The following is a 15,131-nucleotide window of genomic DNA, read 5'->3' as shown; positions in this document are numbered from 1 at the left end:
AAATATGTTGAAAATTATGCAACTCAGTGTTTCTTTAGGTAATAAGAAAATTTTAAATAATATAAATCTTTATATAAAATCTGGGAGTGTTCATGTAATTATGGGTTCTAATGGTTCAGGAAAAACTACTTTGGTTAAAACGTTATCTGGGCATCCAGATTATTATGTGAGTAATGGTGTTGTTACTTATTTTGGTAGTGATTTATTGTCTTTAACTCCATCAGAACGTGCTAGATCTGGTGTTTTTATATCTTTTCAATATTCAATTGAAATTCCTGGAGTGACAAATATTAGTTTTTTAAAATCTTCATTGAATTCTATAAGAGAGAGTAAAGGTAAACATCCATTAGATACTTTTGATTTTCTTGAAAAAGTGAAAGAAATCTGTAAGTTTCTTGATATTAAAGAAGATTTTCTTTATCGAAGTATTAATGAGGGTTTTTCTGGTGGAGAAAAAAAGAAAAATGAGATATTACAAGCAATGTTACTTGAACCTAAGTTATTAATATTGGATGAAATAGATTCTGGATTAGATATTGACTCATTATCTGTAATTTCTAAAGGAATAAATTTTATGCGATCAGATAATCGTTCTATTATTATAATAACTCATTATCAGAAGTTACTTGATTATATTGAACCAGATTTTGTTCATATTTTGTTAGATGGTTCTATTGTTAGAACTGGAGGAAAATCACTTTCTTTGGAAATAGAGAAAAATGGATACAGTTTTTTTAAAAAATAATTTTTTTTTAGATGAAATAATTGATTTTTATAAAAGACAAATTAATAAGAATTCTTTTGATATTCCTTGGTTATTAAAATTACAAAAAGATGGATTGGAAAAATTCATTGAATATAAGTTTTTTGTTAATTTAAATAATGATTGGAAATTTTCTTTAGTTGAATCTTTTTTGAAATATAAGTTTTTAGGATTAGTTAAAAATGATTGTAATATGCAAAATATATTTATTTCAAATTTTACGTTATGTAACTTAAAGATAAATATTGGAAATGGATATTTATTGAATAATCAAAAAGATATAGATAAATATTTACCTGATAATGTTTTATTTATGCCTTTGTTTGAGGCGATTAAAAAATATCCACAAAAAGTTCAACCGTATTTAAGTAAAATATTTAAATGTAATAATAGTTTTCATGCTTTGAATATTGGGTTATTAAATTCTGGTTTTTTATTATATATACCATCGTTTGTTCAATTAAAAGAACCCATTTCAATATTTTATACTCAAGATAAAGATAATCAAATTATTTGTGGTCGTAATATAATTGTATTAGAAAAAGGAAGTGAATTATCTTTATTAGAATGTTATTCTGGAGATAATAAATCTTGTTACACTACAAATAGTGTTACTGAAATATATATGAATGAAAATTCAAAGTTTTTTTATTATAAATGTCAACGAGATAGTAATCGATCTTTTCATATTAATCATTTTTTTATTAAGCAAAAAAGAGAAAGTGTTTTTGAACATCATTCTTTAAATTTTGGAGGTAAGTTAGTTCGAAATAGTATTAATGTATATTTAGATGAAGAAAAGTCTAGATGTTTATTGAACGGAATTTATGTAATTAAAAAAAAACAGGATATAAATAATTTTACTATTGTACATCATAATGTTTCTCAGTGTGAAAGCGAACAAAATCATAGGGGTGTTTTATTTGATAATTCCAGAGCAGTTTTTAATGATAAAGTGATTATATCTAAGTATTTAAAATTTAATGTTGCAAAACAATATAATAAAAATTTATTATTATCTGATAATGCGAAATTACATACAAGTCCTCAATTGAATATATTAACTAATGATATATTTTGTTCTCATGGTGCTACTGTAGGAAAAATTGATGATGATGCTTTATTTTATTTATTAACTAGAGGAATAAAAGATATAATGGCTAGGGATTATTTAATACAGGCTTTTATTAAAGAAAATTTTCAATTAATATCAAACCAATATATTTTGGATTGGTTTTATAAGTTAATAGATATTTATATATGAAATGTAAGAAAAATTGTTTTGTGAGAGAGGATATAAGTGAAATCTATAAATGTAAAAATTGTTAGAAAAGATTTTCCTGCTATTAATCAGAGAGTTAATAATAATAATTTAGTTTATTTGGATAATGCTGCAACTACTCATAAGCCAAAATCTGTTATTGATAATATGGTTTCATTTTATTCATCTGGTAATTCTAATATACATAGATCTATGCATACGTTAGGATATGAGGCTACAAGACAATTTGAAGATGTGAGAAGAAAAGTAAAAATGTTTATAAATGCTTATTCGGTGAAGGAATGTATTTTTGTTAAAGGAGCAACAGAGGCAATTAATTTAGTAGCAGAAAGTTTTTTGTTGTCTAGAATTTCTTCTTCTAAAGAAATTTTAATTACATATATGGAACATCATTCTAATATTGTTCCTTGGCAGATTGTATGTAAAAAGACTGGAGCTAAGTTAAGGGCGATTTCAATTTCAAGTTGCGGAGAAATTGCTTTAGAAGATTATGAAAAAAAACTTAATGAAAATACCATGTTTGTATCTTTAATACATGTTTCAAATGTTTTAGGTACAATAAATCCTATATGTGAAATGATTGAAATGGCTCATTCGTATGGTGCATTTGTATTGATAGATGGAACTCAAGCAGTTCCTCATATGCCAATTGATGTCAAACGTTTAGATTGTGATTTTTATGTATTTTCTGGTCATAAAGTGTATGGGCCTACTGGAGTAGGAATTTTATGGGGTAAAGAATGTTTATTGGATGATATGGTTCCATATCAGTATGGTGGTAGAATGATAAATTCTGTTACAATTAAGGATGTGGAATATGCTTCTTTGCCTTATAAATTTGAGTCAGGTACGCAAAATATATCTGGGGTAATTGGATTAGGATCAGCTATTGATTATTTTACTTCTTTAGATATAAATTTGATTGTAGATTATGAATCATATTTATTAAGATATTTAATTAATGCTATGAGTTCATTAAATAATGAATTTAGTATAATTGGTACATCTTTTAATAAAGTACCTATTATTTCTTTTGTACACAAAACAATACATTCTCATGATATTGATACTATGTTAGATAGTTATGGTATAGCGGTAAGAAGCGGTCATCATTGTGCTATGCCATTAATGAGTTTTTTAGGTTTGTCTTCTACAACTCGTATTTCTTTATCTTTTTATAATACTACAGAAGAAATTGATTTTTTAATAGAATCTTTATCTAGAGTTAAGAGTTTTTTTAAATGAAAAATTTATCTGAACTTTATCATGAAATGATAATGGATCATAATAAATATCCTCATAATTATTATGAGATGGTAAATTATGATATAAAAGTTAAAGGTTATAATCCTTTTTGTGGTGATTCTTTAATGATATATTTAAAGTTTTTCAAAAGTAATCAAAAAGTGATAGAAAAAATTAGTTTTTTAGGAATAGGTTGTGCTATATCTAAAGCTTCTGCATCATTAATGACAGATCTTGTATTAAAAAAAAGTATTTTTCAAGCTCATAAATTATTTAATACGGTCTATAATATGTTAATTAATAGAATAATAGATAAAGAAATACCAGGTAAACTTGCTGTATTGTCGGGAATAAAATATCATCCTTCCAGAATAAAATGTGCTATATTAGCATGGAATGCTTTAAATAAAATTCTTATAGATAGAATGAGTTTATAAATTTTAAATAGGTGTATAGTGTATGTCATTAAAAAATGAAATCATTAATGTATTAAAAACAATTATAGATCCAGAAATTTCTATTAATATTTATGATTTGGGATTGATATATAATATTTTGATTGATGAAAAAAAGAATGTTTGTATTGAAATGACATTAACAACTCCATCATGTCCTATGGCACATTTTTTTCCATCTATGGTAAAAAATAAAATAATTAGTGCAGTTGATATAGATTCTTGTGAGGTTAAATTAGTTTGGGATCCTCCTTGGACTAAAAATAGAATGTCTAAGATTGCGCGATTAGAGTTAGATATTTTTGATTAAAATAATGTAATTTTTTTATTTATATGTAATGAAAGATATTGATTGGCAGCCATCATCTAGTATGGAGGTTTTGCGTGTAAGAGCAAAATTTTTGATGAAGATTAGAAAATTTTTTTATGAAAAGGGATATTTAGAAGTGGAAACTCCGATTTTAAGTCATTTTGGAGTTACTGATGTATATATAGAAAATATTAGGGCACGTTCTTGTTCAAAATTTGTTTATTTGCAATCATCTCCTGAATATCATATGAAAAGATTATTAGCATTTGGTAGTGGATCTATATTTCAAATAGCTCGTGTTTTTAGAGATAATGAGATTGGTAATTGGCATAATCCTGAATTTACATTACTTGAATGGTACTGTTTAAATATAAATCATTATCAACTTTTAGATGAGGTTGAATTTTTTTTAAAAGTATTTTTATCATGTAATAGATTAGTTAAAAAAAGTTATAAACAGATTTTTATAGATTATTGTGATATAGATCCTATATCATCATCTATAGATGATTTAAAATGGATTTTACAGAAGAATAATTTAGAATCTGTTTTTTATGGTAAGGATATTATTGATCGTGATCAGTGTTTATATTTATTAATGACACATGTTGTGGTTCCTAATTTTACTAAAGAGATAGATGAACCAGTAGCAATATATGATTTTCCTTTATCACAGGCTTTATTAGCTCAAGTTGATAAAGAAGGTTTTGCTAAAAGATTTGAGATTTATTTTAAAGGTGTTGAATTAGCAAATGGGTTTAATGAATTAATTGATTTGAATGCTCATATTCATAGGTTTAATATGAATTTAATAAATAGAAAAAAAATGGGTTTGGATTTATTAGAAGTTGATTATAGATTTTTAAAAGCATTGGAGTTTGGACTGCCAGTATGTAGTGGTGTTGCTATTGGTATTGATAGATTATTAGCATTAAAATTAGGATATTCAAAAATTTCTGATGTTATGTCTTTTGATTTTAATAGATGTTAATTATGTTAATATTAGTGTATTGAAGAAGTTTATAATATTAAAATTATTGAAATGATTTGGATTATTGGAGAATAAGGTATTTATGTTTTTAAAAATAAAAAACAAAATTAGAGTATTAATTACAGGTGCTGCTGGAAGAGTTAGTTATGCTTTAATTTTTAGAATAGCTTCTGGAGAGATGTTTGGTCCTTTTACAGAAATAGAGTTGCATTTGTTTGATTTAGATACAGTTCTTTCTATTTTAGAAAGTATAGTAAAAGAACTGGAAGATTGTGCTTTTCCGTTATTAAAGTATGTTCAAATTACATCTAATATTCAGATGGCTGTGAATGGAATTCATTGGGCATTTTTAATAGGTGCAGTTCCTAGGAGTATAAATATGAATAGGATAGACTTATTAAAAGTAAATGGTTCTATATTTATGAAATATGGAAAAATAATAAATAGTTATGCAGATAGTAGTATTCGTATTGTTGTTGTTGGAAATCCTTCAAATACTAATTGTTTAATTTGTATGAATAATGCTTGTGATATTCCAAGTGATAGATTTTATGCTTTAATGTCTTTGGATGAGTTACGTGCAAAAACTCAATTAGCTAAAAAAGCTGGAGTTAATGTTTCAGAAATAAGTAGAGTTATTATTTGGGGAAATCATTCTAATACTCAGTATCCTGATTTTCATCATGTTAAAATATCTGGAAAGCCAATTATGGAAGTTATTAATGATAAACGATGGTTAAGAAAAAAATTTATTAAATTAGTTCAAAGACGTGGAATGGATATTATTAAATTATGTGGATTTTCTTCAGCGGCTTCTGCAGCGAATGCAATTATTTATAGTGTTTCTTCTTTAATAAATAGTAGTTTTTTGAGGAAAGATGATTTTTTTTCTATTGCTTTAAGATCTAATGGAGAGTATCATGTGGATGATGGTTTAATTTTTTCTTTTCCATGTTTTTATAACAAAAAAAAATTATGTGTTGTAGATGGTTTAAAATTTAATAAGTTTAGTAAAATTTATTTTGAAAATACTTTAAATGAATTACGAGAAGAAAAAAAAATGGCAAAGTATTTTCAATTTATTGTTTGATGAAGTTTTAAAAATTATTTGAATTTAGTAAAATTTATTGGAAATTAATTTTAGATTAAGATTAATTTATTTTAGATAAAAATAAAAAATATAAATTTTATTTATTTTTTTTAGTATTTAAAAATGTGTTTAAATAGTGTGTATTTATATTTCCATTGAGAAAATTTGGATCTTGGAATATTTTTTTATGTAGTTCTATATTTGTTTCTATTCCATCAATAATAATTTCATCAAGTGCATTTTGCATTTTTGCTATTGCTTCTTCTCTTGTGTTTCCATAGCTAATAATTTTTCCAATCATAGAATCATAGTATGGAGGGATTATATATTTATTATATATATGAGAATCAAATCTGATTCCTGGTCCTCCTGGTTGGTGTAGAGTATTTATTTTTCCAGAAGATGGTACAAAAGTTTTTGGATTTTCTGCATTAATTCTACATTCAATAGAATGACCGTGTATTTTAATATTTTTTTGTTGCAAATTTAAATTTAAATTATTACAAATTTTAATTTGTTCTTTAATTAAATCAATTTTAGTAATCATTTCCGTTATTGGATGTTCTACTTGGATGCGTGTATTCATTTCTAAAAAATAGAATTTTTCTTTTTTATAAAGAAATTCAAATGTTCCAGCACTTCTGTATTTAATTTTTTTACCAATTTTTATAATTAATTTTTTTATTTTTTGTTTTATTTTATCAGGTATATTTAGTGCAGGAGCTTCTTCTAAAATTTTTTGGTTATAACGCTGGATAGAGCAATCTCTGTCTCCTAAATATATAATATTTCCGTTTCCATCACCTAGTATTTGAAATTCAATATGACGTGGATTTGAAATGTATTTTTCCATGTAAAGATTTGTATTATTATAAGTTTGTTTTAATTGGTTATATGTTGATTCAATTATTTTTTTTAAATCGTTTTCTTCATATACTATATGAATGCCTTTTCCTCCTCCTCCTTTAATTGCTTTAATAACAATTGGATATCCAATTGTTCTTGCGGTTTCTATATTTATTTTATTGTTGTGGTTTGAAATAAGATTTGTTCCTGGTATACATGGAATTTTTAATTGTTTCATAGTATTGATGGCTGATAGTTTGTTTCCCATCAATCTTATCGTATCTCCTTTTGGTCCAATAAAGTGAATACCACTTTTTTCAACAATGTCTGCAAAGTCTGGATTTTCTGATAATAAACCGTATCCTGGGTGTATAGCGGTAGAGTTAGTTATTTTAGCTGCTGATATAATTGCTGGTATATTTAGGTAACTTTTTTGTAGATTAGTTGGTCCTATGCAAACTGTTTCATCAGCTAATCGTACATGTAATAAATTTTTGTCAATATCAGAATGAATTGCAACTGTTTTTATTCCTAGTTCTTTACATGCTCGAAGAATTCGTAAAGCTATTTCTCCTCTATTTGCAATAAGAATTTTTTCAAACATTTTATGTTAATTCGATTATAAATAGTGGTTGTTTATATTCTACTGGTTCGTTATTGTTAATTAATATATCTTTGATAATTCCATTATGATCTGTTTCTATTTCATTGAACATTTTCATTGCTTCTATAATACATAATGTATCTCCTATTTTAATTAATTGTCCTATTTTTACAAATGGAGGCTTATTTGGAGCTGGAGCTGTGTACAGAGTTCCGACCATAGGAGAATATATTGTATATAGTTTATTATTATTTTTAGTTTTGGATAGATTTTGTTTTTTATTTTTTATAGATGTTTGTAGTGGTATATTATTTATTGTATGTTTATTTGGTATATTGCTATTATGATATTGATTGTTATTTTTAATTTTTATAAGATTTTTATTTTCTTTAATTTCAATGGAATAAATTTTGCTTTTTTTGAGTAAATTAATAAGTTTTTGTATTGTTTTAATATCCATTAAAAATATCTCTTATTTTAATGTACTGTTAGAGAGTAGTTATATTTTATTGTAATATTTAATTATAGATTTTTTGTATAAAAAAATATTTTTTAGTAAATATTTTATTTATATTTTATATTTTAAAAATTGATTAGTGTAATCAATTTTTAAATTCTATAAGATATTATATAAAAAAGTTTTATAAAAAAAAATGTAATTTTAATATATTTATTACTTTAAAATTTGTTATTTTATGTTGAACTATAGATAAATATATGATTTACATTTAAAATATGTATATTAAATTATTAATATATAAAATATTTTTTGCTATCATATTATTAATAATTTTATTATAAATAAGTTTTATATAGATTATTAAAATCCTTTTAATTAAGGATAAAAAAAATTTATTGTGATACACACTACCATAATATAATTTTTTTATTTTTAGTTTGAATGTTCCGGGGTATAGCGCAGCTTGGTAGCGCGTCTGCTTTGGGAGCAGAATGTCGTGGGTTCAAATCCCTCTACCCCGAAAATTTGTGTTTTATATGTTTTTATGCGCCTGTAGCTCATTTTGGATAGAGTATCGGCCTTCTAAGCCGATGGTAACAGGTTCAAATCCTGTCAGGCGCGATTTTTTAATTAATAATATAGTTTTTAAAGCTTATTTTTTTAAATAGATTTTTATTTTGAATATTATATTAATGTAATTTTATGGTGAATGTAGCTCAATTGGTAGAGCATCGGGTTGTGGTCCCGGTTGTTGTGGGTTCGATCCCCATCATTCACCCATATTTTAAGATTAAATATTTTTAGTGTATTTAATTTTGGATATATATATTTTTTTAATTTTGATATTACGTGCGAAAGTGGTGGAATTTGGCATACACGTTGGATTTAGATTCCAATGAGATATATTTCTCTTGAGAGTTCGAGTCTCTCCTTTCGCATTGAGAATATGTAATTTTAAGAGAATTTCAATGAAAGTATTAGTTGAAGTTTTGGAAAAATTAAAAAGAAGATTTACGATATCTATACCTGCAAGATTGGTTCAGGATAATATAAATATTTACTTTAGAAATTTTTCTAAAAAAGTTGGAATTAATGGTTTTAGAACTGGCAAAGTCCCTTTGCATATCTTACAAAAAAGATATAATAATTTAATTATAAGTGATGTTATATGGAAAATGATTGAATCTTCTCTCAAACAGGCATTTAAAGATAAAAAAATATTACCGGTCAATATTCCAGTTATAGAATGTGATACTTTTGATTTTAATAAGGATCTAGTTTATACAGCTATATTTGAAGTTTTTCCAGATATTCAATGTTTAGATTTAAATGGAAAAAATATAAGATTTTTTATTTCAAAAATAACTGATGAAGATGTAATGTATATGTTAGAGAATTTAAGAGTTCAAAATAAGAATTGGTATGAGGTAAATAGATCAATTGTTTATGATGGTGATAAGGTTTTAATTAGTTTTAAAGAGACTTTCAGTAATTATTTTAATTTTAAAAGAAGTGTTAAGAATTTTGAATGTATTATAGGTTCTAAAACTATGATTCCTGGATTTGAGGATGGATTAATTAATAAAAAAATTGGTGAAACTTTTATTCTTAAAATACCTGTTTCTAAAATTTTATCGATAAATTCATTAGATAGAGAAAATTTTTTTATTTTTGAAATAACTATTCATAAGATATTTGAAGGAAAATTGCCGGATTTAAATAATACTTTTTTAAGAAAATTTAATATTAATAATAAAGATATTAAATATATTAAAAAATATATTAAAGATGTTATGGATAATGAACTTAATCAATATGTTGATCTAATAAATAGAGAAGAAGTTTTTGAAAGATTTGCATTACTTAATCAATTTGAATTACCAGAATCTTTAGTTAATAAAGAAATGAATTTTTTAAAAAATGAATTGTATTTACATGTATTTAAAGATAAGAATATAATAAATAAAAAAGTTTTTGATAATGTGTATGATTCAGTATTTTATGATCAAGCAAAAAAACGTGTACATCGATATTTATTATTATCTGAATATATAAAAAAAAGTAATTTGAAATTAAGCGAAAGTGAAATTAATAATACAATTGATGAATTATCCAAGTTATGTAGAGATCCGAATGAGATTAAATTTTTATATCATAAGAAATGTGATTATAATAAAAAAATAAGATCTTTAGCATTAGAGAAGATTTTGGCTAAAGAAATTAGTAAAAATGCTAATTTTATTACAGAATTTATAAAATATAAAGATATAATTAATATTATGAAAAACAAAAAACAATATATGTTTGCTTATGACAGATTATTTAAATAAAAAGATACATTTTTTTTCTAGTTTTGTTCCAATGGTGATTGAAAAAACATTTAAAGGAGAAAGGTCTTTTGATATATATTCAAAATTATTAAAAGATCGTATTATTTTTCTTATGGGAGAAATAGAAGATTTTATGGCTAATTTAATTATTGCACAATTATTATTTTTGGAATCAGAAGATCCTATGAAGGATATATTTTTATATATTAATTCGCCTGGTGGCATGGTCACATCTGGTCTTGCAATTTATGATACTATGCAATATATAAAACCGGATGTTAGTACAATATGTATTGGTCAGGCATCTAGTGCTGCTGCTTTATTACTTTGTTCTGGTGCAAAAGGAAAGCGATTTTGTTTGCCAAATGCAGTAATGATGATTCATCAACCTTTAGGTGGATACAAGGGACAAGCTTCTGATATAGAAATACATGCTAGGGAAATATTATCAATGAGAAATCGTTTAAATGCTATTTTAGCAAAACATACAAATAATACATCTGAAAAAATTAGAGTAGATACAGAACGTGATAATTTTATGAATGCTATGGAAGCTATTCAGTATGGTTTAATTGATAAGATTCTTTATAATCGTTAATTTTTTTATAAAAAGATTATATTTTATTTTGTTAATTAGATTTTTATTAAATTTAGTATTTTTATTGATTTTTTAGTAAGAATCAATGTGTATATGGTTTTTTATTAATTTTTAAATTAATGTTAAAAAAAACATGGTTGTATTGGATTTTTTATAAATTTTTAGAAGTTGTTAGATGAATTTTAATTATAAAAGGAGTTTATTTGAGTGGATAAATCCAATAATGGGGAAAATAAAATTTTGTGTTGTTCATTTTGTGGAAAAAATCAATTAGAAGTTAAAAAGTTAATTGCTGGTCCTTCTGTTTTTGTTTGTAATGAGTGCATTTTATTGTGTAATGATATAATTAATGATGAATTATATCATGGTTCTTGCATGAATAAAAATCAAGAGCTACCTAAACCTAAGGAGATAATGGATTTTTTAAATCAGTATGTAGTTGGTCAATTTCATACGAAAAAAATTTTGTCTGTTGGCGTTTATAATCATTATAAACGTTTATTTAAAAAAATGGAAGATGATGATGTTGAAATAGGTAAAAGTAATATTTTATTAATAGGACCAACAGGGTGTGGAAAAACTTTATTAGCACAGACTTTAGCTAGATTTTTGAATGTACCTTTTTCTATTTCTGATGCTACTACTCTTACTGAAGCAGGATATGTTGGTGAAGATGTAGAAAATGTTATTCAAAAGTTATTACAAAAATGTGATTATGATATTAGTAAAGCACAGAAAGGGATTGTATATATAGATGAAATTGATAAAATTTCTAGAAAATCTGATAATCCTTCGATAACTAGAGATGTTTCTGGAGAGGGAGTGCAGCAAGCACTGTTAAAAATAATGGAAGGAACTATTGCGTATATACCTCCAAAAGGTGGCAGAAAACATCCTCAGCAAGAATTTTTGCAAGTAGATACTTCTAATATTTTATTTATTTGTGGTGGTGCATTTTCTGGATTAGATAAAATTATTAAAGATCGTGAAAAAAAATTCGCTAGTATTGGTTTTGCTTCTACATTGGAAAATATAAACAGTAATCAATTTAAGAAAAAAATTTTTAATAATTTAGAATCAGAAGATTTAATTAAGTATGGTTTAATTCCTGAGTTTGTTGGGAGATTGCCTATTGTAACTGTTTTAAATGAGTTAAATGAGGAAGATTTAATAAATGTTTTAACTAAACCTAAAAATGCATTGATAAAGCAGTTTTATAGTTTATTTAAAATTGATAATGTTGAATTAGAATTTTGTGATAGGTCTTTATCTTTAATTGCTAGAATGGCTTTAGAAAAAAAATTAGGTGCTAGAGGTTTAAGATCTATTTTAGAGAATATTTTATTAGATATTATGTATGAATTGCCATCTATTAATAATGTTAATAAAGTAATTATTAATGAAAATGTAATAAATAATGTAATAAAACCTATTATTATTTATAATAACAGTAGTAATGAATAAAGTTAAATTTCATTAATTATATAATTTATTATATTAGTTATTTAATATGTTAGGTTTTATTTATGAATTGGGTATATTATATTTTGATAATATATGAATTTTTATAAATTTGTAACTTTGTGATGTGTTATATAATAAAGTTATTTAAGGATTTAAAAAAAACAGTATGTCTGATACTAAATTAATGATAAAAGATAATATATATGGAAAGTTGTTATTTCCTGTTTTACCTCTTAGAGATGTAGTGGTATATCCGAATATGGTTGTTCCTTTATTTGTTGGAAGAGAGAAATCTATTAAAGCTTTAGAAGCTTCTATGATTGATAGTAAACAGATTTTTTTAGTGGCTCAGAAGGAATCATCTGATGATGATCCTAATTTAGAAGATATTTATTCTATAGGAACAATTTCTAATATTTTGCAATTATTAAAATTACCAGATGGAACTGTTAAGATATTAGTTGAGGGAGATAAACGTGCTAAGGTTATTTATTCATGTAAAGATAAAGGTTATTTAGAAGTGGAATTAGATATTCTTGTAGAAGTTAATCAATTTTGTATTGATGATAGTAAAGATATTTTAGTGTTAAAGCGTACTTTAATTTCTCAGTTTGAGCAATATATAAGTTTAAATAAAAAAATTCCTTTAGAAGTGATTAATGTTGTTTCATCAATAGAAAATCCTGGAAAATTATCTGATACTATTGCTTCTAATTTATCTTTAAAAGTATCAGATAAACAGAATTTTTTGGAAATTATTGATGTAAGAAAGAGATTAGAAAATCTTATTGCTAAATTAGAGGTAGAAATTGATCTGTTGCATGCAGAAAAGAAAATTAGAGAACGTGTAAAAAAGCAAATGGAAAAAACTCAACGTGAATATTATTTGAATGAACAGATAAAGGCAATTCAGAAAGAACTTAGTAAAATTAGTGATGAAGGAGATGAAATTAGAAAATTGGAAAATAATATAAAAAATTCTGGAATGCATAATGAAGCTATGGATAAATCATTATCGGAATTATATAAATTAAAAATGATGTCTCCTGTATCGGCGGAAGCTACAGTAATTAGAAATTATCTTGATTGGATGTTATCTATTCCTTGGAAAAAAAGAAATAAAATAGAATTTGATTTGCAAAAAGCAGAATCATTATTAAATGAGGAACATTACGGTTTAGATAAGATAAAAGATCGTATAATTGAATATTTAGCTGTTCAAAAAAGAGTTAAGAATTTAAAAGGACCTATTTTATGTTTTGTCGGCCCTCCAGGTGTTGGTAAGACTTCATTAGGTAGATCAATTGCTAGAGCAATTGGAAGAACTTTTATTAGATTTTCATTGGGTGGATTACGTGATGAAGCTGAAATTAGAGGGCATAGAAAGACTTATATTGGATCTATGCCTGGAAAAATTATTCAAAAATTATGTAAAGTAAAAGTAAAAAATCCTTTGATGATGTTAGATGAGATAGATAAAATGTCTATGGATTTTCGTGGGGATCCATCATCTGCGTTATTGGAGGTATTGGATTCAGAGCAGAATTATATGTTTAATGATCATTATTTAGAAATCGATTATGATTTGAGTGAGGTAATGTTTATTGCTACTGCAAATTCTTTAGATATTCCAGTTCCGTTGTTGGATAGGATGGAAATTATTCGTTTACCTGGTTATACAGATCGAGAGAAGTTATTTATTGCTAAGAAGTATCTTGTTCCAAAGCAAGTAAATTTAAATGGATTAAAAAAAAATGAATTAAATATTACAGAAAGTGCTATTTATGAAATAATTTATTATTATACACGTGAAGCTGGTGTTAGGAATTTAGAGAGAGAAATTTCTAGTATTTGTAGAAAGGTAGTTAGAAATTTACTAATTAAAAATAGGATAAACAGAATTACTGTATCGTGCTTTAATATAAAAAAATATTTAGGAGTGAAAAAATATACTTATGAACATATTAAATGTGAAGTTAATTATATTGGTCGTGTAAATGGACTTGCTTGGACATCTGTTGGTGGTGAAGTATTGATAATAGAAGCATTAATGGTTCCTGGTAAGGGGAAAATTATTCGGACAGGTCAGTTAGGTAAGGTTATGCAAGAATCTATTTATGCAGCTATGACAGTTGTTAGAAGTTGTGCTAATTTTTTGAAATTAGAAAGAAATTTTTATGATGAAAATGATTTTCATATCCATATACCAGAAGGTGCTATACCAAAAGATGGTCCAAGTGCTGGAATAGGTGTTTGTGTAGCTTTAACTTCTGTTGTAACGAAAATTCCTATACGCTATGATATAGCTATGACTGGTGAGATTACATTGTTGGGAAAGATATTACCTATAGGAGGTTTAAAAGAAAAGCTATTGGCAGCTTGTCGTTTTAATATTAAAGATGTTCTTATTCCAGAAGAAAATTATAAGGATTTAGAAGATGTTCCTGATAATGTTTTAAAAAAAATTAATATACATACTGTAAAAGATATAAAAGAAGTACTGCGTTTTTCTTTGACTAAAGAAATTTAAAAAATAGTAGGTTTTTTATTTTTTTTGATACCAAATTAATGGAGTAAATAGTTTATTTGATAAATTGATTTTTTTTTGTTATTGTCTAATAAAGTTATTAGATATTTTATATAAATACTTGACTCTGTGTAATAAATTTGGTTAAATCAAGATTTTTTAATAT

At 24.9% G+C, this 15,131-nt stretch carries 13 protein-coding genes and 4 tRNA genes; 15 read left to right on the top strand and 2 right to left on the bottom strand.

Annotated elements, in window-relative coordinates:
* Nucleotides 1-4: 4 nt before the first annotated feature.
* The 7 genes from sufC to CCU22_RS01325 all read left to right on the top strand — a co-directional run bounded on the left by sufC (nt 5) and on the right by CCU22_RS01325 (nt 6,136).
* Nucleotides 5-745 (top strand): Fe-S cluster assembly ATPase SufC, encoded by a 741-nt coding sequence (gene sufC / locus CCU22_RS01355; protein WP_100114798.1) that lies wholly within the window; start codon nt 5-7, stop codon nt 743-745.
* The gene (gene sufD, locus CCU22_RS01350; RefSeq protein WP_100114797.1) at nt 720-2,027 is read left to right on the top strand and encodes a Fe-S cluster assembly protein SufD; all 1,308 of its coding nucleotides are present in this window, start codon (nt 720-722) and stop codon (nt 2,025-2,027) included. The genes sufC and sufD overlap by 26 nt, the downstream gene beginning before the upstream one ends.
* A 36-nt stretch (nt 2,028-2,063) precedes the next feature.
* Nucleotides 2,064-3,290, top strand: a complete 1,227-nt coding sequence (locus CCU22_RS01345) for an aminotransferase class V-fold PLP-dependent enzyme (protein WP_100114796.1) — start codon at nt 2,064-2,066, stop codon at nt 3,288-3,290.
* Complete coding sequence (sufU, locus tag CCU22_RS01340) at nt 3,287-3,727, top strand: Fe-S cluster assembly sulfur transfer protein SufU (RefSeq protein ID WP_100114795.1); 441 nt, start codon at nt 3,287-3,289, stop codon at nt 3,725-3,727. Before CCU22_RS01345 ends, sufU begins: the two co-directional genes overlap by 4 nt.
* Before the next feature lie 22 nt (nt 3,728-3,749).
* Nucleotides 3,750-4,055 (top strand): iron-sulfur cluster assembly protein, encoded by a 306-nt coding sequence (locus CCU22_RS01335; RefSeq protein ID WP_100114794.1) that lies wholly within the window; start codon nt 3,750-3,752, stop codon nt 4,053-4,055.
* A 28-nt stretch (nt 4,056-4,083) separates the two neighbouring features.
* Entirely contained in the window at nt 4,084-5,046 is a 963-nt protein-coding gene (gene epmA, locus CCU22_RS01330; protein ID WP_100114793.1) for an elongation factor P--(R)-beta-lysine ligase, read from the top strand.
* 94 nt (nt 5,047-5,140) lie between these two features.
* Nucleotides 5,141-6,136 carry a malate dehydrogenase gene (locus CCU22_RS01325; RefSeq protein ID WP_233485127.1) on the top strand — a complete coding sequence of 332 codons (996 nt, stop codon included), beginning with the start codon at nt 5,141-5,143 and terminating at the stop codon, nt 6,134-6,136.
* Nucleotides 6,137-6,233: 97 nt separating this feature from the next.
* On the opposite strand, the gene accC is transcribed toward CCU22_RS01325, so the two are convergent.
* Nucleotides 6,234-7,586, bottom strand: coding sequence for an acetyl-CoA carboxylase biotin carboxylase subunit (accC, locus tag CCU22_RS01320; protein ID WP_100114791.1), 1,353 nt, complete (start codon nt 7,584-7,586; stop codon nt 6,234-6,236).
* A gap of 1 nt (nt 7,587) precedes the next feature.
* Nucleotides 7,588-8,046: an acetyl-CoA carboxylase biotin carboxyl carrier protein gene (gene accB / locus CCU22_RS01315; RefSeq protein WP_100114790.1), complete on the bottom strand. Its 459-nt coding sequence runs from the start codon at nt 8,044-8,046 to the stop codon at nt 7,588-7,590.
* A gap of 447 nt (nt 8,047-8,493) precedes the next feature.
* On the opposite strand from accB, the gene CCU22_RS01310 reads away from it, so the two are divergent.
* The 8 genes from CCU22_RS01310 to lon all read left to right on the top strand — a co-directional run bounded on the left by CCU22_RS01310 (nt 8,494) and on the right by lon (nt 14,968).
* Nucleotides 8,494-8,567, top strand: a tRNA-Pro gene (locus CCU22_RS01310).
* A gap of 25 nt (nt 8,568-8,592) precedes the next feature.
* Nucleotides 8,593-8,667, top strand: a tRNA-Arg gene (locus CCU22_RS01305).
* Between the two features lie 84 nt (nt 8,668-8,751).
* Nucleotides 8,752-8,824, top strand: a tRNA-His gene (locus CCU22_RS01300).
* 73 nt (nt 8,825-8,897) lie between these two features.
* Nucleotides 8,898-8,984: transfer RNA gene (locus CCU22_RS01295), tRNA-Leu, on the top strand.
* A gap of 30 nt (nt 8,985-9,014) precedes the next feature.
* Nucleotides 9,015-10,376: a trigger factor gene (gene tig, locus CCU22_RS01290; RefSeq protein WP_100114789.1), complete on the top strand. Its 1,362-nt coding sequence runs from the start codon at nt 9,015-9,017 to the stop codon at nt 10,374-10,376.
* On the top strand, nt 10,357-10,974 hold the full coding sequence (clpP, locus tag CCU22_RS01285; protein ID WP_100114788.1) for an ATP-dependent Clp endopeptidase proteolytic subunit ClpP: 618 nt from the start codon (nt 10,357-10,359) through the stop codon (nt 10,972-10,974). The genes tig and clpP overlap by 20 nt, the downstream gene beginning before the upstream one ends.
* Nucleotides 10,975-11,181: 207 nt before the next feature.
* Entirely contained in the window at nt 11,182-12,438 is a 1,257-nt protein-coding gene (gene clpX / locus CCU22_RS01280) for an ATP-dependent Clp protease ATP-binding subunit ClpX (RefSeq protein ID WP_100114787.1), read from the top strand.
* 166 nt (nt 12,439-12,604) lie between these two features.
* Nucleotides 12,605-14,968 carry an endopeptidase La gene (gene lon / locus CCU22_RS01275; protein WP_100114786.1) on the top strand — a complete coding sequence of 788 codons (2,364 nt, stop codon included), beginning with the start codon at nt 12,605-12,607 and terminating at the stop codon, nt 14,966-14,968.
* Nucleotides 14,969-15,131: the final 163 nt, after the last annotated feature.

The sequence above is a fragment of the Candidatus Legionella polyplacis genome, assembly GCF_002776555.1.
In the GTDB taxonomy this organism is placed as follows: domain Bacteria; phylum Pseudomonadota; class Gammaproteobacteria; order Legionellales; family Legionellaceae; genus Legionella_E; species Legionella_E polyplacis.
The sequence above is the reverse complement of the archived record's forward strand: the minus strand, read 5'-3'. Positions and strand labels throughout refer to the sequence as shown.

Coding starts and splice junctions, on each gene's coding strand:
- sufC (WP_100114798.1), top strand. CDS start 5: ATGTTGAAAATTATGCAACTCAGTGTTTCTTTAGGTAATAAGAAAATT.
- sufD (WP_100114797.1), top strand. CDS start 720: ATGGATACAGTTTTTTTAAAAAATAATTTTTTTTTAGATGAAATAATT.
- sufU (WP_100114795.1), top strand. CDS start 3,287: ATGAAAAATTTATCTGAACTTTATCATGAAATGATAATGGATCATAAT.
- CCU22_RS01335 (WP_100114794.1), top strand. CDS start 3,750: ATGTCATTAAAAAATGAAATCATTAATGTATTAAAAACAATTATAGAT.
- epmA (WP_100114793.1), top strand. CDS start 4,084: ATGAAAGATATTGATTGGCAGCCATCATCTAGTATGGAGGTTTTGCGT.
- accC (WP_100114791.1), bottom strand. CDS start 7,586: ATGTTTGAAAAAATTCTTATTGCAAATAGAGGAGAAATAGCTTTACGA.
- accB (WP_100114790.1), bottom strand. CDS start 8,046: ATGGATATTAAAACAATACAAAAACTTATTAATTTACTCAAAAAAAGC.
- tig (WP_100114789.1), top strand. CDS start 9,015: ATGAAAGTATTAGTTGAAGTTTTGGAAAAATTAAAAAGAAGATTTACG.
- clpP (WP_100114788.1), top strand. CDS start 10,357: ATGACAGATTATTTAAATAAAAAGATACATTTTTTTTCTAGTTTTGTT.
- lon (WP_100114786.1), top strand. CDS start 12,605: ATGTCTGATACTAAATTAATGATAAAAGATAATATATATGGAAAGTTG.